Genomic DNA, 22,243 nt, shown 5'->3' with positions numbered 1-22,243 from the left:
ACCTCTGCGGCCCGGCCGAATCGGCTTCACGATTCGCCGGGCCGCTGGTATACGCGCCACCAGCCATGCCTGCCTGCGAGGCGAGCCGCCTCTCATGTCGCGGCGGCCTAGAGCTCGTGGTCCCTCAGGCACACTAGTGGCATGTTCCCGCACGACCTCATCGACCATCTTTTCTCTGTCATCGGCGACCGGCCTATCGTGCTGTTCGTCCTTGTCATGTTCGTCTGGTCGATGATCCGATTCGTCCGCTCGCAGGTGACTCGAGTCCGTCGCACCCTCCACGGTCCCGAGGAGTCACGTCCTTCACCACGGGCCACGGACTCGCACGAGCGATCAGCCGCGGACCTCCCGACGTGGCCAGCGGAGAGCATCCCGCCCTCAGCACCAGGCGAGCACTCCACCACGGCCTGGACGTCGGATTTCTCGAGCAGTTCGACCCCGGTGACGGGCCCGACATGGTCCTCGGAGCGGGAAACGGTCGACGAGCCCGGTGCGTCGGCGGATGAGACGTCGTCTCCGGGCCGACGTCGCCGTCCCCGGGCACTGTTCGGCGAGGAAGACCCCTTGGCGCCGCGCGGCGGCCCGTTCGGCTGACGCAGGCCTCAGAAGTACACGGCGAGGGCCCCGTCGGGCCCATCGATCACCTGCACGGGGGTGTCGAACACGGAGGTCAGCACGTCAGAGCGCATGATCTCTTCGACTGGGCCGAACTCAGCGATCCGACCATCCTTCATCGCGATGATGCGATCGGCATAGCGGGCGGCGAAGTTGATGTCGTGCAGGACCACCACGATGGTGCGGCCCAGCGTGCGGGCGGCTGCCTCGAGCCGACGCATCATCTGCACCGAATGCTTCATGTCCAGGTTGTTCAGCGGCTCGTCGAGCAGCAGGTACTCGGTGTCCTGCGCGAGCACCATCGCCACATAGGCACGCTGGCGCTGACCTCCAGAGAGCTGATCGAGGTAACGCGACTCCAGCTCCCCCAGGTCCAGGAAGTCGATCGCCTCGCTGATCTTGTGCTCGTCCTCCTCGGTCAGGCGCCCCTGCGAATACGGGAAGCGGCCGAACCCGACGAGCTGGCGCACAGTCAGGCGCGTAACGAAGTGGTTCTCCTGCCGCAGGATCGACAGGATCCGGGCGAGGTCCTTCGACTTGGTGCGGGTGACGTCATATCCGGCCACTTCGATCGCGCCCTCGTCGATGCCGAGCAGTCGGCCGATCATGGTGAGCATCGTGGACTTGCCGGCACCGTTGGGGCCCACCAGCGCCGTGATGCCGCCCGGCGGGATCTGTGCGGTGACCGGGCCGATGGTGACGTCGCTGGCGTACTGCTTGGTGACGCCGTCGAGGGAGATCACTGCAGGCGTCCTTTCCTCAGGATGACGAACAGGAAGAGCGAGCCGCCCACCAGTTCGATGATGATCGAAACCACGCCCTGCGCGTAGAACACGTTGTTCATCACGAAGTAGGCGCCGCAGAGCACGACGAAGCCGAGCAGGGCCGCGGCCGGGAACAGCCTGCGGTGGTCGTGGGTGCCGATGAGCTGGTAGGTCAGGGTTGCGACCAGGAAGCCGAAGAAGGTCATCGGGCCGACGAGGGCGGTGGAGACCGCCATCAGCACCGACACCAATACCAGCATGATGATGGTCTGGTGCTTGTGGTCGATGCCCAGGTTGATGCAGGTCTCCCGGCCCAGCGCCATGATGTTCAGCCGCCGTGCGTTGAGCCACAGCCCCAGGCAGGCCAGTGCGACCAGCGGCAGTGCGATCGGGAAGTAGTCCGCGTCGGCCTTGGAGATGGAGCCGAACATGCGGGCGGTGAGGATGTCGAACTCACTGGGGGTGAGCAGACGCTGCATGAAGGTGGAGACGGAGCCGAGACCTCCGCCCAGGATGATGCCCACCAGCAGCATGACCTGCAGGTTCGCGTACTTTCCGGAGAGCAGCCAGCCGTACAGCAGCAAGGACAGCCCCACCATCGCCAGAATCTGCAGGATGAACTGGCCGGTGCCGACGAGCACGGTGATCCCGGCGGCGCCCAGGAAGTAGATCACCGAGGTCTGGATCGCGACATAGAGCGACTCGAAGCCCATGATCGAGGGCGTGATGATGCGGTTGCTGGTCACCGTCTGGAAGGAGATCGTGGCCATGGCCTGGGCGATCGCGACCACTGCCATGGCGATCAGGGAGGTGGCGCGCAGCTCGGCGATCAGCCAGAAACCGCGGGTGCCCAGCGGCATCGGATTGTCCCAGGCGAGATGGCCCAGAGCGAAGACGACCGCGGCGAGCACCAGCACGGTCATCACGATGCGGTAGCGGCGATACCCCTGCTTGGTGGAGAAAGCGCCGGAGGTGCAGCGGGCGCCGGGGCCGGCCGGACAGTTGATGCAGGCCGGAGAGCCGGACTCGCAGGGCATGCCGCCGCCGAGGGTGGCGCGGACAGCCGGGGGCGCGTCCTGTGCGTTGAGCAGCTCGAGCGCCTGCCGACGACCGGGGCGTGAGGCCTCTCCAGCGGGCAGCGGCGGGGTGCGGCGAACGGTGCCGAGACGGGCGTCGGCCTCCTCACCTCTGCGGGCGACGCGGACGGTGCCGGTGTCAGTGGTGGGCTCAGCCATTGCGACGGGTCCTCAGCAGCAGGGTGATGAACACGACGGCGCCGACGATGCCGAGGATCACCGAGACGGGAATCTCGAACGGCATGATCAGCAGGCGTCCGAGCAGGTCACAGACCGTCACGATGGCGATGCCGAGCAGGCACACCCACGGCAGGTTGGAGCGCAGGTCGTCACCGCGGATCAGGGAGACGACGTTCGGGACGATCAGGCCGAGGAACGGCAGGGACCCGACAACGACGGTGACCACGCCGGTGGCGACGGCGACCAGTGCGGTGCCGATCAGGACCATCAGCTTGTAGTTGACGCCGATGTTGGTGGCGATCTCCTCGCCGAGTCCGGCGGCGGTGAGCCGGTCGGCGGTGATGAACACGGCGATCACCACGAGCAGCACCACCCACAGCACCTCGTACTGGCCGCGCAGCACCGAGGTGAAGGAGCCGGCGAACCAGACGCCGAGGTTCTGCAGCGTGTCGGTCTGCAGAGCGATGAAGGTGGAGACCGAGCCGACGACAGCGCCCAGCATGATGCCGATGATCGGCACGATCAGCGAGGTGCGCAGGGAAACCCTCTGCAGGAACGCGAAGAACACCATGGTGCCGAGGAACGCGGCGATGATCGCGACGACCATGCGGGTCATCAGGCTGGCGTCGGGTGCCACGACCATGACCAGGATCAGGCCCAGGCCTGCCCACTCGGTGGTCCCGGTGGTGGTGGGCTCGACGAAGCGGTTCTGGGTGAGCAGCTGCATGACCAGGCCGCACATCGCCATCGCGGCGCCGGAGAGCACCAGGGCGATGGTGCGTGGCACGCGGGTGATCTGGAACATCTCTGCACCGCCCTCGCCGCGCAGGTCGAAGACGCCGACGCCAAGGGAGGCGAGCAGCAGGAGGGCGACGCCGATGATGCCGAGGATCAGCTTGGCGTCGACGAGTCGCTCGCGGCTGCGTCGGACGACGGCCTGTGCGGGCTTCGGCCCGGGGGCGGGAACGGGCGATGCGCCCGACGCCGCGGGGGCGTCGGACGCATCGGTTCGCGTGAGGTCGTGTGTCATCGGGGAAGTACCGCCCGGGGGCGGTCTGATCAGGCCTTCTTCTCGAAAGCGTCAGCGAGGGACTCGAGGAATTCAGTGTAGGTCTGGATGCCCTCGTTGGTGTACGTGTCTGCCGGCATGTAGACGACGTTGCCCTCGCTGATCGCGGTGACGGAGGTCAGCGCCTCGCTCTTCTCGAGCACGGCGGCGGCCGGTTCGTAGGAGGGGTCGTCAGCTGAGATGGCGGCGTCGCGATCCATGACGAGCATCCAGTCGGGGTTCGCCTTGGCGATCGCCTCCACAGAGATGTCGTCTCCCTGGTGGTCATCGCTGGAGCCCTCGACCTCGAGGGCCGGGGTGAGGCCGAGGATGTCGAAGACGGGGCCGAGGGTGCGGCCGACGGTCGGTGCGATGTAGCCGATCTCGCCCCCGGAGGTGGTCACGGCCATGACGGTGTCGTCACTGGTGTAGGCGGCCTTGGCACGCTCGATGGCGGCGTCCAGGTCGTCGCACAGCTGCTTCGCCTCGTCCTGTTTGCCGAAGATCTCACCGAGCACGGTGGTCTGTCGCTTGAGCTCGGCGGCGAAGTCCTCACCGTCACGGGGGTCAAGCTCGACGATCGCGGCATTCGGGGCGAGCTTGGTGAAGTCCTCGCGGTACTGGGCGAAGCGCTGACCGTTGATGATCAGATCGGGCTCGACCGCGACGACGGCCTCCAGGTCGGGCTCGCGGTGGCTTCCCAGATCGACGATGTCCTGATTCTTCGTGTAGGAGATCGTCGAGGGCATCAGCGTGACAGCGGCCGCAGTGAGCTCGATGCCCCAGGTGTCGAGCGTCTCGAAAGTGCGGTTATCCGTGGCGACCACAGAGGTGGGAGAAGCGGGCACGGTAACGGTCCCGAAGTTGTCCTCGACGCTGATCGTGCCGTCGGTGGACGTTCCGGTGCCGCTGCCGCCGTCGGAGCTGGTGGATCCACCAGCAGCCTCGTCGCCGGCGGGCGAGGAGCAGGAGCTTGCGAACAGGCCAAGGCCGCTCATGGCGGCGAGGGTGCCGAGGCGTCGGCGACTCAGTGCGGTCATCAGGGTGGGCCTTCCGTGAAGAGCAGTGCGCCAGTCTCGGCGCTTAGGGAAGTGTAGCCTTACCTCGGGCGATTACGCCAGTCGGGTGTTGCGTAATTCAAGACCGCGTGCTGGATCAGCCCGGACGGCGCCCCGAGATCACACGCGCCATATCGTCTGCCGCCCGACGCACCAGGGCAGCACAGGACTGAGCCTTCTCCGGGGTGACGCTCGCACCATCCCAGGTGAGCGACAGCGCAGCAACGGGCCAGCCTGCCTGGTCCAGCACAGCCGCGCCGACCGACACCATGCCGTCGGTCACTTCGCCGCGTTCCCACGCCACACCGTCACGTCGCGCCTCATCGAGCTGGGCGTGCAGCTGAGCCACCGTGCGCGGCGCATCCGCCTCAGTGCGCTGAGCAAGCTCCGCCCCCGCCGAATACAGCGTCCGCAGATGGGCCGACGGCAGCGCCGCGAGCATGGCCCGACCGGTAGCGGTCAGATGCGCAGGCAGGCGCACCCCGATATCGGTGACCAGGGACGGCCGGTTCTTCGCCCGTTCCTCCACCAGGTACAGCACATCGCCACCCTGCAGGCTGCCCAGGTGACCAGACTCCCCCGCGGCATCCACCATCCTCTCGACGATCCGACGTCCCACACGTGCGAGCGGCGCATGGCGGGCATAGGCGCTCGCCACCTCATACGCCTTCGGCCCGATCGCATACTGGCGCTCATGGGGTAGATGGAGCGCATACCCGTGCTGGACCAGGGTCGCGAGCAGGTCATAGGTGGTTGAGCGCGGCAGCCCGAGCTCCGCGGAAGCGCGGGCAGCCGGGACCGGGCTGCGCTGCGCAGCCAAGAATGTCAGCAGGCGCAGGGCAGCATCTGCCGCCGGGGCCTTCGGCGCTGCGGGACGACTCTCCCCCGCCATCCCAGAACCGCCCTTCGCTTCAGGTGCCATCTCGGTCCAATATGCCATCTTCCGGCGAGACGACACCCCGGCCCCTCTCTGACCTGCACCGTGATTCTTGCTGCCGCGGGGGACACATCGGGGCAGCGCGCCGTACCATGGATCGGCGCCGGATCTGCCCGGGCATGTCACAGGCACGTCACAGAGGCCAGGGGACGGATTCCTGCGCCGCCCGCATGCACCCGTCGGCCCCTGTCGGCGTCGACCGGTCCCGTGCGGGCACCCGAGTCGGAAGTCGTCTTCCCGTGTCTTCTTCTCTCAGCGCGCTCGCGCAGTACCGCATTCTTCCCTCACGGGCGTCCGGCAGCTGGATGATTCTCGCCGTCGCTGCTCGCGCCCCATACGCCATGGTGCCGCTGGGCACCATGACCGCGATCACCGCCTCCACCGGCTCTGTGGCCACCGGCGGACTCGCCACCGGCCTCGCCTCCGCTGCAGGCGCGGTCGCTGGTCCGCTCATCGGCCGCTGGGCCGACCACGCCGGGCAGCGCCGGGTGCTGCTCACCCTGGTTCCGCTTAGCGCTGTTGCCTTCGCACTGCTGCTCACCGCCGCTCTGACCGGTCTGAACGGCCCCCTGCTGTGGGCCGTATGCCTCCTGCTGGGTTCCACGGCTGTGCCGATCGGCTCGTTCACGCGTGCCCGGTGGACGTCGCTTGTGCGCAGCCCCCGGGAACTGTCCACCGCCTTCTCCTATGAGTCGACCGTGGACGAGATGACGTTCGTGCTGGGGCCCGCCCTCGTCGGGGTGGCGGCGTCGACGGCGTTCCCCGCGGCGCCGATCGCGCTGGCCGCCACCCTTGTGCTGCTTGCGGGCATCCCGTTCGCGATCACCTCCCCGCCGCTGGCCGCGAGGCCGAAAGACGCGGATGCAGCCGGGCAGGTGTCTCGCGCGGATGCAGTGGATATGACGGTGACTCCTGACTCCCCCGCCCGCTCGCGGGCCGATGTCCCGCCGATCCCGCGCGTACTGCTTGCCGTGCTGCCGGCGGTCGTGATCATGCTCTGCATCGGCGCGAACTTCGGCTCCGTGCAGGCGGCCACCACTGAGCGTGCCGCGCTGCTCGGCGCAGACGGTGCCGCCGGCCTGGTCTACGCCCTGATGGGCCTGGGCTCCGCAGCCACCGCGCTTGCCGTGGTGCTCGTGCCGGACTCGGTGCGGCTCGCGGTGCGCGTGCTCATCGGTGGCGCGGGCATGGCGCTCATGCTCGCCGCGTCGGCGGCAGCGAGTTCCCTGGTCGCCACGGCGCTGCTGCTGTTCGCGGTGGGCCTGTTCGTAGGGCCGACGATGGTCACCGCGTTCTCCATCGCCGAGCGCCGCTCCCCCACAGGCGGCATTTCGGTGGCGATGACGTCCATGCAGTCGTCGATCACGGTGGGCGTGAGCCTGGGAGCGATGCTCGGCGGCGCCCTCACCGCAGCGTCGGGCCCGGTGGCCGGGTTCGCGGTGGCGATCGGTGCGGGTGTGGTGATTGCTGTAGTGGGACTGGCCGTGCTGGTGCGGCGGTGAGGTGGGGTGCTGTGCGCGCCCGGGCACGTGGATCCTGTGGCACAACCCCGGCGCAGACATAGGATGATTACCGCCTTCCCTCAGCCACCGTCGCCGTGACCAGGAGCCCCTCCATGCCCCGCACCTCGCTCGAGATCGTGTTCGATGCCCCGGCCGACGACTGGGCGTCTCAGACGCTGCCGATCGGCACGGGTCGGCTCGGCGCTACGTTCTACGGCGAGCGCGGCCTCGATCGCGTGCAGCTGAACGAGGAATCGCTGTGGGCGGGCGCGAACGACTACGACAACGCCCTCGCCGGGGTGGCCGAGGATGTGCAGGATCTGGGCTGGCATGGCGCCGGATGCTTCCTCAGCGGCGGCGAGCTGCAGGTGCGACTCGAATGGCCCGATGTCTCATCCTCGGTGCAGACGGCCTATGACCGTCGGCTGGACCTGCGCACGGGCCTGCACACCATCACAGAGCTCGCTCCGGGGAACACCCGCATGCTGCGCGAGGCGTACGCCCCGCACGACGCCGATGTGCTCGTGCTGCGGTACAGCACCGATCACCCGGGCGGTTTCGCGGCGCAGATCGGGCTGACGTGCACACAAGAGGGCGCGTCCTGGTCGATCGATCCGGAGTCCCCGAGACTGTGGGTCACAGGCGTCTTCCCGAACGAGCTGCGGCATGCGCGATGCGTGCAGATCGCGAGCACCGACGGCGAGGTCACCGTCACCGGCGCCGCTCCGTCCCACCCCACACTCCAGGTCACCGGCGCGCATGAGCTCGTGCTGCTGGTGGACCTGGGCACCGACTACGCCCCGAGCGCACACACCGGGTGGCGCGGCGCAGACCCGGTCGCCGCGATCACCACCCGCCTGGACGCAGCAGCGTCCCGTGGTGAGCAGGCGCTGCGCCTCGAGCACATACGGCGGTTCGGCGCGCTGATGGACCGGGTGCATGTCGCGTGGACGCCGTCGGCACCGGAGGTCCTGGCACTGCCCACCCCGCAGCGCCTTGAGCGCTACCGGGCCGGTCGGGCGGATCCGTCACTGGAGCAGCTGCTGTTCGCCTATGGCCGCTACCTGTTGCTGAGCTCTTCTCGGGCGGACACTCTGCCCGCGAATCTGCAAGGCGTGTGGAACGACTCCGATGAGCCGGCCTGGGGCAGCGACTACCACTCCAACATCAACGTGCAGATGAACTACTGGGCTGCGGAGACCTGCGATATGCCTGAGGCGCACGAGAGCCTGGTGCGTTTCCTCGAGGCGGCACGGTACTCCTGCGCCCGGGCCACGCGGCACGCCTTCGGTGACGTGCCGGGCTGGACCTGCCGTACCTCGCAGAGCCCCTTCGGCGGCAGCGCGTGGGAGTGGAACACCGTGGCGAGCGCCTGGTATATGCAGCACGTGGCCGAGCAGGCGGCCTTCTCCCCCGCGGGAGCCGACGTGGCTCGGGCGCTTGAGCTGGTCCGTGAGGTGTGCGCGTTCTGGGAGGCCCGCCTGGTTGAGGGGCCGGGCATGACAGAGCACGGGCCGGAGCTGCTCTCGCCGGACGGCTGGTCGCCGGAGCACGGGCCGCGCGAGCATGGAGTGGCGTACGACCAGCAGATCCTGCGGGATCTGTTCGCTCGCGCCGTGGAGCTGTCGCAGCTCGCTGAGGCTCGCGCGCTGGGTGGGGTTGCGCCGGCGCCGTCCACGTCGGTCTCCGATACGTCCGCTGCCGCGTCGGCCCGTGATGCGGCGCCAGGTGGGGGCGTCGACTCCTCCGCGCGGGAGGAGCGGAGGCGATGGCAGCGGATCCATGACCGACTGGGCGGGGACCGGATCGGCTCATGGGGGCAGTTGCAGGAGTGGCGCGAGGACCTCGATGATCCCACTGACCTGCATCGTCACACCTCGCATCTGTTCGCGGTCTATCCGGGGCGGGAGATCACCCCGCAGCGCACGCCACAGCTGGCCGCTGCGGCCCGGCGTTCACTTGCGGCGCGCTGCGGCCAGCTCGACGCGGCGGTGGTGCAGGCCGACGGCGTCTCCGGGGACTCCCGCCGCTCCTGGACCTGGCCGTGGCGGGCGGCCCTGTTCGCGCGGCTGGGCGAGGCGGAGTCGGCACACGAGATGGTGCGCGGTCTGCTGCGCCACAGCATGCTCGAGAACCTGTGGGCCACCCACCCGCCGATGCAGCTCGACGGCAGCTTCGGCATCACCGCTGCTATCGCGGAGATGCTCGCGAGCAGCCACGATGGGCGGATCACACTGCTGCCCGCGTTGCCTTCGGCGTGGGCCAGCGAGGGCTGTGCGGAGGGTCTGCGGGCGCGCGGCGGCTGGCGGGTCAGCGTCTCGTGGGCCGACGGGCGCGTGACGGACTGGTCCGTGGTTGGTGACCGCGCCCTGCCCGGTGCGCACGTCGAGGTGCTGGTGGACGGCACGACGCACACGGTGAGCCGATGAACCGCGGGGACGTCTTCACCAAGTCCCGGCCCGGCGCACCCGAGGGATTCTTCAGCGCCGAGGCAGCTGGCCTCGCCTGGCTTGCTGAGCCTGGCGCCATACCCGTCGTGCAGGTTCTGGACGTCGGCACCGACCAGCTGCTGCTGGAGCGGCTCGCGGAAGGGGCACCCGATGAGGACGCAGCCCACGCATTCGGTCGCGGTCTTGCCCGCCTGCACGACACCGGCGCCCCGGGCTTCGGCTGGGCGCCCCATCAGCCGACCTGGTTCGGACCGCTGGACTCCCCTTTCGAGGTGCCTGCACGCAGCCATGAGCAGTTCGGGCCCTTCTGGGCCCAGGACCGACTGGCGCCGCTCGTGGACCGGGTGGAGGCGCAGCTGCGACCCGCGCAGGTCGATCTGCTGCGACGGGCCATCGCCGTGGTCGAGGACGGCGCCTTCGACGCGATCGGCGGCGCGGGCACCGGCCGCTCCCCGGAGGCGCCGGCTCGGGTGCACGGCGACCTGTGGGCAGGGAATCTGCTGTGGGCGCGCGGGGCCGACGGCGCCGTGCACGGCACTCTGATCGATCCGGCCGCCCACGGCGGCCATCGCCTGGAGGACCTGGCGATGCTGCATCTGTTCGGCGCCGATCGTCTCACCGAGATCGAGGCGGGGTACGAGCAGGCCCATCCCCTGCCGGATGGCTGGCGCGAGGACATCCCGGCGCATCAGCTGTTCGGCCTGCTCGCACATGTCGCGCTGTTCGGCGACGCATACACCACGCCCACGCTGCGCGCCGCCGAGCAGGTCGCTGCCCGCGGCTGAGCGGGTTCGCCGTGCATCGGAGGCGTCAGGCCCGGGCGAGGATCTCCCCGTGCAGGACGCTGAACCAACCGTCCGGCTGCCGGGCCCACTGCTCGAAGGCACGCGCGGCCTGCTCGCGGTCCTCGGGACCCATCAGGCCGTGCCGCTGCAGGGAGTCCGCCAGCGCCCCGTCACGCAGCCGCCCGGACCAGGTGATCGCCCAGGCCTCCTTCTCCTCCTCGGTCGCGTAGCACCAGGTCGAAGAGCTGACGGTGATGTCCTCGAAACCGGCGGCTCGGGCCCAGGAGAGCAGGCGACGGCCGGCGTCGGGCGATCCGCCGTTGCGGCACGCGGCGTCGAGGTAGCAGGCGAGCCAGTGGTCGAGCACCTCGGACTGCGGGAACCAGCGGAATCCGCCGTAGTCGCTGTCCCGGATGGCGATGATGCCGCCGGGTCGGGTCACGCGACGGGCTTCGCGAAGCACTCCGACGGGATCGGCGACATGCTGGAGCACCTGGTGGGCGTGGACCACGTCGAAGGTGTCGTCTGCGAAAGGCAGGGCGGAGCCGTCGGCGAGCACCACCTCGGATCCCTCGATGCCCTGGGCGGCGAGCTCACCGCGGGTCAGGGCGGCGGCCTCCTCGGCGACCTCGACTGCGGTGAGGTTCTCGGGGCCGACGATGCGGGCGAGGTCCGCGGTGATGGTGCCGGCCCCGCTGCCCAGGTCGAGCAGTCGGTCGCCCGACCGCAGATGCGGCACCAGGTGGGCGGCGGAGTTCTCAGCCGTACGGCGACGATGCCCGGCCATCACGGCAGCGCTGTACCCGTGGGTGTAGTGGTGCTCGCTCATGCAGCGAGACTAGACAGCTGACCGGCAGCGCGGGGCTTCGGTCCAGGGCTCGGGCCGCGGCGCTCCGTAGGATCGAGGCATGCGCTCTGTCATCAGCCTCATCCTGAACATCATCTGGGTCCTGACCGCCGGCTGGGCCCTGTTCCTCTCGTACGTGCTGGCGGGCCTGCTCGGTTGCATCCTCATCGTCACGATCCCCTTCGGTCTGGCGTCCTTCCGGATCGCGAGCTTCGTGCTGTGGCCCTTCGGTCGCGAGGTGGTCGACCGGCATCGCCCCACCACCGGCTCGACGATCGGAAACGTCATCTGGTTCCTCATCGCCGGGCTGTGGCTCGCGATCGGGCACGTGGTCACCGCTGCCGCTCAGGCCGTGACGATCATCGGTCTGCCGCTGGCGTGGGCGAACATCAAGCTGATCCCGGTGACCTGCTTCCCCTTCGGCAAGGAGATCGTCAGCTCCCGCAGCGACCGCGCTCGGATGCTTCCCACTGCGCGCAGCTGAGACTGCGCGGGGCGGAGCCGTAGCGCACCGCGTGCTCACCATCCGCAGCCACGCCACGACGTGTGGCTGGGGCACCGCGCACGGCTCATGACCGCAGCCGTCTGCCCGGTCGCTCTCCTTCACAACACCCCACACGTGAACTTGGGCACTCGCAAAGCATTTCTTAGGGCATTCTGCTGACAGAGGTCATGCCGCTCCCTACGCTGGCCGCATGTCCTCCTCACCCTCGTCCCCGCCGGCGCCGTCGGCCGCAGAGCGCACTCCCGCGGCACAGGCCGACCCGAAGCGCCCCTCACGCAACCCCTTCACCCGCATCCCCTTCGGGTGGCAGATCCTCATCGGCCTCGTGCTCGGTGTCGCACTGGGTCTGGTCGCCGCCGCCATGGGGCCCGTCGCCACCGAGTCCGGGGAGCCCGGCCCGAACTGGCTGACCACCACCCTGCAGACCATCGGCTCCACGTTCATCACGCTGCTGCGCGCCCTCGTGCCGCCGCTGGTGTTCCTCGCGATCGTCAGCTCCGTGGCGAACCTCCGGAAGGTCACCGGCGCCGCGCGCCTGGCGGCCCAGACGCTGATCTGGTTCGCGCTCACCTCCCTGATCGCCGTACTGATCGGCATCGGCCTGGGCGCCATCACCCAGCCCGGAGCTCACACCTCGATCGACGCCTCCACAGCCGAGGCCCCCGGCAAACAGGGCGGCTGGCTCGACTTCCTGGTGGGTCTCGTCCCCGCGAACTTCCTGGGCATCGAGGCTGGCACCAGCGGCGACGGCGCTGTGTTCCTGGGCTTCAATGTGCTGCAGATCCTCGTCATCTCCATCGCCGTCGGCGTCGCGACCCTGAGCGTGGGCTCGAAGGCGGAGCCCTTCCTCACCGTGGTCGACTCCGCTCTCGCGATCGTGCAGAAGCTGCTGTGGTGGGTGATCCGGCTGGCGCCGATCGGCACCGTCGGCCTGCTGGGCAACGCCATGGCCAGCTACGGCTGGGATGCGATCGGCTCGCTCGGCGTGTTCGTGGCCGACGTCTACATCGGCATGCTCATCGTGCTGCTGGTCGTCTACCCGCTGCTGCTGAAGGCGAACGGTCTGAGCATCCTGTCCTTCGCCCGCGGTGTGTGGCCCGCGACCTCGCTGGCGTTCTTCTCCCGCAGCTCGCTGGGCACCATGCCGGTGACGCAGACCGTCACCGAACGCATGGGCGTGCCACGCCACTACGCGTCGTTCGCGATCCCCCTGGGCGCCACCACCAAGATGGACGGCTGCGCGGCGATCTACCCCTCGCTCGCAGCGATCTTCGTGGCGAACTTCTACGGCATCGACCTCAGCATCACCCAGTACCTGCTGATCGTGATGGTGGCAGTACTCGGCTCCGCGGCGACCGCTGGCATGACCGGCGCCACCGTGATGCTCACGCTCACGCTGTCCACGCTGGGCCTGCCGCTGGAGGGCGTGGGCCTGCTGCTCGCCGTCGACCCGATCCTGGACATGGGCCGCACAGCCCTGAACGTCACCGGTCAGTCGCTGGTCGCCGTGATCGTCGCCGCCCGGGAGAAGATCCTGGATCGCGGGGCGTATGACGCCGCGCGCACGCTGCCATTCACCACGGTGGCGCCGTCCGACGAGGACACCGCTGCCGGCGCGGAGGCTGTGACCGCCCCCGCCACAGATGCGGTCAGCCCCGCTCCCATGACGCCACAGGTCCGCTGACCACTGTCAGCAGCGGATGCGCCTCGAGGTGTGATGCCTCGAGGCGCTTCGCGTCGTCTGGGCTGCGCACACGCAGTTTCGCCAGCAGATGCTTACGCTCAAACGCCAGCTCGCCGTCGGTCACCTCGATCAAGGTGGCGGGGGTGTAACGACCAGATCCTCATGCCGCCATTGTCACGAATGAGGCACCTCCCGTCTGTCCACACCGTCGGCCAAAGAACCCAACGAAACGGACAGAAGCGCAGGTGAGGACAGCCTTATCTTCCTTGCAGGGTGTCAGGAAAAGGTGTGTGATCAGCGCATGAACGCCCCCTCACCCTCGTCCACCCCCGTCGCCGACGCACCGGAACCGGATGGCGCCGCGGAGCGCACCACCGGCTATCAGCAGCGCCTGAATCAGCTGCGCGCTGCCGTGCTCGGCGCGAATGACGGCATCGTCTCCACTGCCGCGGTCGTCGTCGGTGTTGCCGGTGCCACTGCGGCCGTCGGTCCGATCCTCACCGCGGGTCTCGCGGCCACGGTGGGCGGCGCCGTCTCCATGGCGCTGGGCGAATACGTGTCGGTCTCCAGTCAGTCCGATGCGGAGCATTCCGCCATTGCAACGGCGAAGAAGGAACTGGCCGACGACGAAGACGGCGCCTTCGAGGAGCTGGTGAAGCGCTGGGAGGGGCACGGCCTGTCCAGCGACACCGCCCGGAGCGTCGCCACGGAGATGCACCGCCGCGATCCGCTCGCGGCGCGCCTGGAGATCGACGGCGAGGTGGATCCCGATGACGTGCCCTCACCGTGGCACGCCGCGATCGCAAGCTTCCTCGCCTTCCTGGCCGGTGCGATCCTGCCGATGGCTGCGATCCTGCTGCCCCCGGCGGGCGTGCGCATCCCGATCACCTATGCGGCAACCCTGGTGGCACTGGCGCTGACGGGGTGGATCGCAGCGAAGGTGGGCGGCGCGAACCCGGTGCGCGCCGCGGTGCGAGTGGTGGTCGGCGGTGCACTCGCGCTGACGGTCACCTTCGTGATCGGCATGCTGCTGGGCAACGCGGGCGTGGCCACCTGACCGACGACGCTCTGCGTGCATGCGGGCGCCCCACCTATGGTCCATCTGAGAAGATGGGGCTGATCCTTCCGCGCGCGACCGTCGGCCCGCGCGCCCCTTCCCGCACGACGCCGTGTGCGACGTCGGCCTCACCCCCATCCCTGGAGGGACCATGACCGCTCCCGCCGAATCCCGCAGCTCCACCCTGGTGGAGACCACGGGCATCGAGATCGTCGCCGAATCCGAGCGCACCGCGTCACCGCGAGACCTGTTCTGGCCGTGGTTCGCGGCGAACGTGTCCGTGTTCGGTATGAGCTACGGCTCCTTCGTGCTGGGCTTCGGGATCAGCTTCTGGCAGGCCACGCTGGTGGCGCTGATCGGCATTCCGATCTCGTTCTTCCTGTGCGGGCTGATCGCCATCGCGGGCAAACGCGGCAGCGCACCGACGATGGTGCTCTCCCGCGCGGCCTTCGGCGTGCACGGCCAGAAGGTGCCGGGCATCGTCTCCTGGCTCACCTCGATCGGCTGGGAGACATACCTGGCGATCATGGCGGTGCTCGCCACCGCCACCGTGTTCGCCCGCCTGGGTCTGCCCAGCGGCACCGGGGTGAAGATCGCTGCCGCCGCGGCAGTGGCGGCTCTGATCGTGGTGGCGAGCGTGCTTGGCTATCACACGATCATGAAGCTGCAGTCGGTGCTGACCTGGATCACAGGCGCGGTGACCATCCTGTACATCGCACTGGCCATCCCGCATATCGACCTCGGGGCCGTCGCAACAGTGCCCAGCGGCTCCCCCCAGGCCGTGATCGGTGCACTCGTGATGGTGATGACCGGTTTCGGACTGGGCTGGATCAACATCGCGGCAGACTGGTCGCGCTACCAGAAGCGTTCCGCGTCGGACGCAGCGATCATCGCCTGGAACACGATCGGCGGCGCCGTAGCACCCGTGCTGCTGGTGATCTTCGGTCTGCTGCTGGCCGCAAGCGACGCCGAGCTGCTGGACGCCATCGCCCTGGATCCGATCGGGGCGCTCGCCACGATCCTTCCGGTGTGGGTGCTGATCCCGTTCCTCATCACTGCTGTGCTCGCGCTGGTCTCCGGCGCGGTGCTGGGCATCTACTCCTCGGGCCTCACACTTCTGAGCCTGGGCATCCGCATCCCGCGCCCAGCCGCCGCTGGAATCGACGGGGTGATCCTCACGCTCGGCACCATCTGGGTGGTGTTCTTCGCGCACGACTTCCTGGGCCCGTTCCAGTCCTTCCTCATCACCCTCGGTGTGCCGCTCGCGGCCTGGGCCGGCATCCTCATCGCCGACATCCTCACCCGCCGCACCGACTACGACGAGCACGCTCTGTTCGACGCGAGCGGCCGCTACGGCACCGTCGACTGGGTCTCGATCGGCACCATGGTGGTGGCCTCGGTGCTGGGCTGGGGCCTGGTGGTCAACACCTTCGCCGACGAGGCCGCGTGGAACAACTGGCAGGGCTACCTGCTGGGCCCGATCGGCGGCAAGGATGGCCCCTGGGCATACGCGAACCTCGGGGTGCTGCTCGCGCTCGTGTTGGGCTTCGTGGTCACGCTCGTGCTGCGCCGCGGCACGATCCGTCGGCAGGAGGACGGCCTCGCGCGGCGGGGCTGACTCAGCTCCAACCTCGGTTCTCATCAGCTGACAGGGCGGTTCTCGCAGCAGCGGGAGCCGCCCCGTCAGCGTTGGTGGAATCCCAGCCCGGCCGTCCGGCCAGAGGAAGGATCCGGCCACGTACGATCGAGGAGCTGAACACGTGATGGACGGGCGTGGGTCGGTCCGCCCGAGGACAGGAGCGCGATGCGGGTCATCGACAACGTCTCAACACTGTGGGTCGACGATCTGCGGGGAGAGATCCGGGCAGGTGACGTCGTGCGCGTCGCCGCGGCGACGTTCTCCCTGTACGCCTTCGAGGCCCTGCGCGATGAGCTGGAGTCCGTTGAGGAGTTCCAGTTCCTGTTCACCTCCCCCGCATTCGAGAAGGGGTCATCCTCGCAGCGGCGCGTGTTCAATGTCGACCACCGGGATCCCGCGGAGTCCTCGCTGTATGGCACGGAGTTCGAGCTGCGTCTGCGCAATGAGCTCACCCAGCGCCACATTGCACGCGAGTGCGCCAACTGGGTGCGTCGAAAGGCCTCGTTCCGTGCGTCGAACGCTCCGCGGCAGCAGCCTGCCGCAATGATCAGCGACCGCATGGGGTACGTCGGATTCACGGATTTCACCACGGTGGATCTTGGGCTCTCACCCTCAGCTGGCTACTCGCAGCTGATCACGACGCTCGACGCTGACTCGGTCCCGCAGTTCCTCCAGCGCTTTGAGGCGCTGTGGGAGGACTCGGAGCTCTCGCGGGACATCACCGAGGAGATTGCGGCCCAGATCGGCCGTGTGTTCGCCGAGAATCCACCGCAGTTCCTCTACTACGTGGTGTTGTACTCGGTCTTCGCCGAGTTCCTCACCGAGGTCTTCACGGACGCGCTCCCCAACGAGCACACCGGCTACCGCGACAGCGCCGTGTGGAAGGCCCTGTACGACTTCCAGGCTGATGCCGCCACCGGCCTGATCAACAAGCTCGAGCGATTCAACGGCTGCATCCTGGCGGACAGCGTGGGCCTGGGCAAGACCTTCACCGCTCTTGCGGTCATCAAGTACTACGAGGAGCGCAACGACAGGGTGCTGGTCCTGGCTCCGAAGAAGCTGTGCGACAACTGGCTCACGTTCCGGCAGAACCGGCGCTCCAATCCTTTGGCGGAGGACAGGTTCCGCTTCGACGTTCTCGCACACACCGACCTGCAGCGCGACCGCGGCGAATCGATGGGTCAGGCGCTCCGCGACTTCAACTGGGGCAACTATGACCTTGTGGTCATCGATGAGTCCCACAACTTCCGCAACGCGATCCATCATGAGGACCGCGAGACGCGGTACGACGCGCTGCTGCGCAAGGTGATCCGCGAGGGTGTGGCCACGAAGGTTCTGATGCTCTCCGCCACGCCGGTGAACAACCGCTTCCTCGACCTGCGAAATCAGCTGAACCTTGCGGTTGACGGCATAGAGGAGCAGGTCGCTGCCCAGATGAATCTGGGGACGACTCTCGATGAGGTGTTCCGTCGTGCGCAGACGGCCTTCAATGACTGGTCGAAGCGCCCTGCGGAGGACCGCAGCACCACAGCCCTGCTGCGAATGCTGGACATGGACTTCTTCACCGTGCTCGATGCGGTCACGATCGCGCGGTCCCGCAAGCAGGTGACGGAGTTCTACGACACCTCCGCGATCGGGTCGTTCCCCACGCGCATGCCTCCCCGCTCGGAGCGCCCGGCACTGACCACTCTGGAGGATGTGCCAGGTTTCGAACAGATCGCTGATCGGCTCGCGGATCTCACGCTCGCGACGTACACGCCGCTGAGCTATGTGCATCCCAGTCGTCTGGCGGCCTACGAGCAGGAGTACGGCAATGCGGGCGCAGGCCAGAACAGCCGCAAGGGCGACATCTCGAATCTCGGGGCTCACTCACGCGAACAGGGCATCAAACGGCTCATGACAACGAACCTGCTGAAGCGCCTGGAGAGCTCTGTCGAGGCATTCCGTCGCACACTGCAGAACGTGCTGGATCAGGTGCAGAGCGATCTTGCGGCGCTGAATGCCAGCCAGCCCCTCGAGGAGGCCGTGGACTGGGAGAACCTCGATGAGGATGCCCAGGATGACCTCACGGTGCCCACGCATGTGGGCCGCACGGTCAAGATCCACCTGGATGACCTGGACGATGTGAGCTTCCGTGCTGATCTCGAGGCCGACGAGCTCATCCTCACGGGGCTGCTGGAGGGTCTAGCCGGCATCGATGCGGACCGTGACGCGAAGCTGCGGGCGCTGATGTCTGTGATCGATGAGAAGATCGCGTCCCCGCTCAATAACGGGAACCGGAAGATCCTGGTGTTCACGGCGTTCGCTGACACCGCGGAGTACCTGTACGACAACGTCGCCCCAGCGTTGCAGCGGGGCGGCCTCCATACGGCGCTGGTGACCGGTGGGGCCTCGGCCGCACGATCGACTCTGGGCAAAGGCATCGATTTCGCGGATGCACTGACACTCTTCTCTCCACGCTCGAAGCGGCGGGATGTTCTCATGCCAGGGGATACGCGAGAGGTTGATGTCCTGATCGCGACGGACTGCATCAGTGAGGGCCAGAACCTCCAGGATTGCGACATGGTGGTCAACTACGACATCCACTGGAACCCGGTGCGGATCGTGCAGCGTTTCGGGCGTGTGGATCGCATCGGGTCGACGAACGAACGGATCCAGCTGGTGAACTTCTGGCCCGACGTGGATTTGGATCAGTACATCCGACTGGTGGAGCGTGTGGAGAGCCGGATGCGAATCACGAATCTGGCGGCAACCGGGGATGACAACCTGTTGGATCCCGCGGAGTCACATGAGGCCGCGTTCCGTCGGCGGCAGCTGGAGCGCCTTCAGCACGAGATCGTGGATCTGGAGGACACCCGCTCTGGTGTCTCGATCACGGATCTGGGCTTGAACGATTTCCACATGGATCTGCAGTCGCACTGCCGCGATGACGATTCTGTGGCCACGGCACCGCGGGGCCTGCACACGGTGGTGCCCGCCGCCCCGGAGAAGGGGCTGGTTCCGGGTGTGATCTTCGCGTTGCGCTGGGTGAAGGCCGACGATGCGACGTCGGGCAGGAACCAGCTGCATCCTCACTACCTCGTGTATCTCGATGAGGGCGGGGAGGTGGTGGTGCCGCATACGAATCCGCGACGTGTTCTGGAGCTGCTGCGGATGGCATGCCGCGCGCACGCTGATCCGATCCCGGCCGTGTTCGAGCCGTTCAACATCCAGACGGCCGACGGCGCCCGTATGGGGAACTATTCGCGGCTGCTATCCACTGCGATCGCGTCGATCACGGAGGCTGAGGAGCGCAGTGTGATGGATAGCCTGTTCATGCCAGGGATGACCGCTGCACCGCCGCAGGCACGTGCCGATCTGGATGCTGTGGAGCTGACGGCGTTCGTGGCGATCCGGAGTGCTGATGACTGATCACGCTCAGCTGGCGTCTTCCAGCCTGGTGCGCTGGCCCGAGGCGGCACGGATGGGGCGAGTGATTCCTAAGCGTCAGCTCGCTGGCAGGTCGGCAGCTCCAACGGCGCTGCGCACCGCGCTCACCGAGGATGTTGAGCAGATCCGGTGGGCGTATTCACTGTCCCCCGCGCTGATGGGCCTGGGCGGAACAGAGGCTGTGCCGGAGTTCGTGATCGTCGAGATTGACCTGCGGGCAGACGATCTGCCTGCGGATGTGCTTGCGCTGATCGACCGGGCGATCCCTCATGTGACGGTGCTGGAGCTCGCGCGGGACGGCGTGGCAGGACGTGAGTCACGCATGGTCGCGTTCCCGCGGGAACGTGCCGGTTCGACGGTGAAGGTGCCGATGGCGGCCGGACCGTGGGAGGCGGCCACGGCTGCCCGGCGCCCGCTTCCTGCGGCGGCGGATCTGGAACTGCTGTATCTGGCTGTTCTGGCGCCGATCCTCCCGGTGGTGTGCCCGCGTAGCGCTCGTGTGTCCCAGGTCGCTGCCACAATGAGGGAAGCTGGCCATCTTGATCGCCAGATCACGCAGGTGGAGTCGCGTATGCGTCGCGAGGTGCAGTTCAACCGTCGAGTGGAGCTGCATCGCGAACTGCGCTCGTTGCAGGCAGCGCGTACAGCGCTCGAGGTGGGCCCAGGCCCTGATGCCCGATGAAGGAGTACGACGTGGAGCACCTGAAGATGCATTCGGCGGATGGCACCGCAGCGAACATTGATCGCCTGGCGGAGCTGTTCCCGTCTGTGGTGACGGAGACCCGCGACGCTGAGGGGAATGTGACGCGCGGGATCGACTTCGATCTGCTGCGCCAGGAGCTCTCCGACCATGTGGTGGAGGGTCCTCAGGAGCGGTACCAGCTGGACTGGCCGGGCAAGCGAGAAGCGCTGTTCGCCGCGAATGCTCCGATCGCGAAGACGCTGCGCCCTCAGCGCGAGGAGTCCGTCGATTTCGACACCACGAAGAACATCTTCATCGAGGGCGACAACCTGGACGCCTTGAAACTCCTGCAGGAGAGCTACCTGGGCAAGGTCAAGCTGATCTACATCGACCCGCCGTACAACACGGGGCATGACTTCGTGTACAACGACAGCTTCGCGAAGACCTCGAAGGACTACCTCGAGCGCTCCGGTCAGCGCGACGAGGACGGCGTGGGCCTCACATCGAACCCGGAGTCCAACGGGCGTTTCCACTCGGACTGGCTGAGCATGATGTATCCACGCCTGAAGCTGGCGCGGAACTTACTCACCGAGGATGGCGTCATCATCGCCGCGATCGACGATGGCGAGCACGCCAATCTTCGAGCCGCGATGGATCAAATTTTCGGTAGCGACAACTTCCTTGCAAACGCGGTGTGGCAGGGTTCCGGAAAGAATGATGCGCGCTTCACTGCCGGCGGAGTTGACTATATGCTCATCTACGCCCGGAGCAGGCGTGCCCTAATCGCCAACGACGTCAGATTCAAAAGCCCTAAGGCTGGATATGAAGACGTTCTTGAGGCAGGCCGGAACGCATGGGACCTATCCGACGGAGACCAAGCCAAAGCGACCAACCTTTTTCGCGAATGGTGGAAAACAAAACCGGACGTAGAGGCCGGACTTCGCGCATACTCTGAGATCGACTCAAATGGCAACATTTTCACGCGGGACAACCTCGCCAGCCCAAACCCCAGAAAAAACCTCATGTATGACGTACTCCACCCAACCACACTAAAGCCGGTACCCATGCACCGAAATGGCTGGAGGCTCACCAAGGACGCAATGGATCAGAGAATAAAGGATGGTCATATACTTTTTGGTGAGGACGAAACTACAACACCAAGATTCAAGAGACTCCTCCGAGATATGAGCCATCAGGCCATCCGCCCAGTTATTTCTCAGGAGCGAGCCCCAGCGAGCGACTCTTTGTCGCGTCTTATGGGCGCAAGAGTCTTCGACTACCCAAAGGACATCGACGTCCTCAAGACATGGATAAATGCCACAACAAGCGGCGACAAGCACGCGATCATCCTCGATTTCTTCGCTGGCTCCGGGTCAACATCTCATGCCGTGATGACTCTGAACGCGGAAGACGGCGGACATCGCCGCTGGATCGCAGTTCAGCTGCCCGAGGAACTTGAATCCGACTCTGCCGCCATGCGTGCAGGGCATCAGACGATCTCTTCGCTGTGCAGGGAAAGAATCCGGCGGTCCGGGAACGAGCTTCGCGAGACAATGAATCATGCTGCACCGCACCCTGACCTCGGCTTCCGCGCATTTCGCATCGACACCACGAACATGAACGAGACCACGCTCACCCCGTCGGCGTACGACCAGGACAATGTGATGGAGTTCGTCAGCAGCGTGAAGTCCGGACGCACCGCCGAGGACCTGCTCTTCCAGGTCATGCTGGATTGGGGGCTGGAACTCTCGTTGCCGATTGAACGCACCACGATCGCCGGGCGTGAGGTGTTCATCGTCGATGGTGGCGCGCTCGTTGCCTGCTTCGAGGGGAACGCCACCGAAGAACTCGCACGCGAGATCGCGGCGTTGCAGCCGCTGCGCGCCGTCTTCCGGGACAGCGCATTCACCAGCGACGCCCTGCGGATCAACGTGGAGCAGATCTTCACCGAGCACTCCAGCGTGACCGATGTGAAGGTCATCTGA

17 protein-coding genes are annotated in these 22,243 nt (G+C 67.2%); 11 read left to right on the top strand and 6 right to left on the bottom strand.

What is annotated here, in order from left to right; genetic code table 11:
• Positions 1-141 precede the first annotated feature (141 nt).
• On the top strand, positions 142-594 hold the full coding sequence (locus C8271_RS01395; protein WP_106505808.1) for a hypothetical protein: 453 nt from the start codon (positions 142-144) through the stop codon (positions 592-594).
• Between the two features lie 8 nt (positions 595-602).
• On the opposite strand, the gene C8271_RS01390 is transcribed toward C8271_RS01395, so the two are convergent.
• The 5 genes from C8271_RS01390 to C8271_RS01370 form a co-directional block, all read right to left on the bottom strand.
• Positions 603-1,358: an iron ABC transporter ATP-binding protein gene (locus C8271_RS01390; RefSeq protein WP_106505807.1), complete on the bottom strand. Its 756-nt coding sequence runs from the start codon at positions 1,356-1,358 to the stop codon at positions 603-605.
• Entirely contained in the window at positions 1,355-2,416 is a 1,062-nt protein-coding gene (locus C8271_RS01385) for an iron chelate uptake ABC transporter family permease subunit (RefSeq protein ID WP_106507786.1), read from the bottom strand. Before C8271_RS01385 ends, C8271_RS01390 begins: the two co-directional genes overlap by 4 nt.
• Before the next feature lie 190 nt (positions 2,417-2,606).
• Positions 2,607-3,665, bottom strand: a complete 1,059-nt coding sequence (locus C8271_RS01380) for an ABC transporter permease (protein ID WP_106505806.1) — start codon at positions 3,663-3,665, stop codon at positions 2,607-2,609.
• Between the two features lie 29 nt (positions 3,666-3,694).
• A complete protein-coding gene (locus C8271_RS01375; protein WP_106505805.1) occupies positions 3,695-4,723 on the bottom strand; it encodes a siderophore ABC transporter substrate-binding protein in 1,029 nt (342 codons plus the stop codon).
• A 115-nt stretch (positions 4,724-4,838) separates the two neighbouring features.
• Positions 4,839-5,681, bottom strand: coding sequence for an IclR family transcriptional regulator (locus C8271_RS01370; RefSeq protein ID WP_245920720.1), 843 nt, complete (start codon positions 5,679-5,681; stop codon positions 4,839-4,841).
• A 236-nt stretch (positions 5,682-5,917) separates the two neighbouring features.
• Here C8271_RS01370 and C8271_RS01365 point away from each other — a divergent pair, with 236 nt between their 5' ends.
• From C8271_RS01365 to C8271_RS01355, 3 genes are all read left to right on the top strand, one after another.
• Positions 5,918-7,180, top strand: coding sequence for an MFS transporter (locus C8271_RS01365; RefSeq protein ID WP_170957757.1), 1,263 nt, complete (start codon positions 5,918-5,920; stop codon positions 7,178-7,180).
• 113 nt (positions 7,181-7,293) lie between these two features.
• Positions 7,294-9,609: a glycosyl hydrolase family 95 catalytic domain-containing protein gene (locus C8271_RS01360; RefSeq protein ID WP_106505803.1), complete on the top strand. Its 2,316-nt coding sequence runs from the start codon at positions 7,294-7,296 to the stop codon at positions 9,607-9,609.
• On the top strand, positions 9,606-10,415 hold the full coding sequence (locus C8271_RS01355) for a fructosamine kinase family protein (RefSeq protein WP_106505802.1): 810 nt from the start codon (positions 9,606-9,608) through the stop codon (positions 10,413-10,415). Before C8271_RS01360 ends, C8271_RS01355 begins: the two co-directional genes overlap by 4 nt.
• A 25-nt stretch (positions 10,416-10,440) precedes the next feature.
• On the opposite strand, the gene C8271_RS01350 is transcribed toward C8271_RS01355, so the two are convergent.
• Complete coding sequence (locus C8271_RS01350) at positions 10,441-11,244, bottom strand: methyltransferase domain-containing protein (RefSeq protein WP_106505801.1); 804 nt, start codon at positions 11,242-11,244, stop codon at positions 10,441-10,443.
• Positions 11,245-11,323: 79 nt separating this feature from the next.
• Between C8271_RS01350 and C8271_RS01345 the strand changes: the two genes are divergently transcribed.
• The 7 genes from C8271_RS01345 to C8271_RS01315 all read left to right on the top strand — a co-directional run bounded on the left by C8271_RS01345 (position 11,324) and on the right by C8271_RS01315 (position 22,243).
• A complete protein-coding gene (locus tag C8271_RS01345; protein WP_106505800.1) occupies positions 11,324-11,746 on the top strand; it encodes a YccF domain-containing protein in 423 nt (140 codons plus the stop codon).
• A 211-nt stretch (positions 11,747-11,957) separates the two neighbouring features.
• A complete protein-coding gene (locus C8271_RS01340; RefSeq protein WP_106505799.1) occupies positions 11,958-13,451 on the top strand; it encodes a dicarboxylate/amino acid:cation symporter in 1,494 nt (497 codons plus the stop codon).
• Between the two features lie 301 nt (positions 13,452-13,752).
• A complete protein-coding gene (locus C8271_RS01335) occupies positions 13,753-14,508 on the top strand; it encodes a VIT1/CCC1 transporter family protein (RefSeq protein ID WP_106505798.1) in 756 nt (251 codons plus the stop codon).
• Between the two features lie 151 nt (positions 14,509-14,659).
• Positions 14,660-16,126, top strand: a complete 1,467-nt coding sequence (locus tag C8271_RS01330; RefSeq protein ID WP_106505797.1) for a purine-cytosine permease family protein — start codon at positions 14,660-14,662, stop codon at positions 16,124-16,126.
• Between the two features lie 186 nt (positions 16,127-16,312).
• Positions 16,313-19,558, top strand: a complete 3,246-nt coding sequence (locus C8271_RS01325) for a helicase-related protein (RefSeq protein WP_106505796.1) — start codon at positions 16,313-16,315, stop codon at positions 19,556-19,558.
• The gene (locus C8271_RS01320; protein ID WP_106505795.1) at positions 19,551-20,258 is read left to right on the top strand and encodes a DUF4391 domain-containing protein; all 708 of its coding nucleotides are present in this window, start codon (positions 19,551-19,553) and stop codon (positions 20,256-20,258) included. The genes C8271_RS01325 and C8271_RS01320 overlap by 8 nt, the downstream gene beginning before the upstream one ends.
• Before the next feature lie 11 nt (positions 20,259-20,269).
• Positions 20,270-22,243: a site-specific DNA-methyltransferase gene (locus C8271_RS01315; RefSeq protein ID WP_170957756.1), complete on the top strand. Its 1,974-nt coding sequence runs from the start codon at positions 20,270-20,272 to the stop codon at positions 22,241-22,243.

It is taken from the genome of Brachybacterium timonense (genome assembly GCF_900258505.1).
GTDB lineage: Bacteria > Actinomycetota > Actinomycetes > Actinomycetales > Dermabacteraceae > Brachybacterium > Brachybacterium timonense.
The sequence above is the reverse complement of the archived record's forward strand: the minus strand, read 5'-3'. Positions and strand labels throughout refer to the sequence as shown.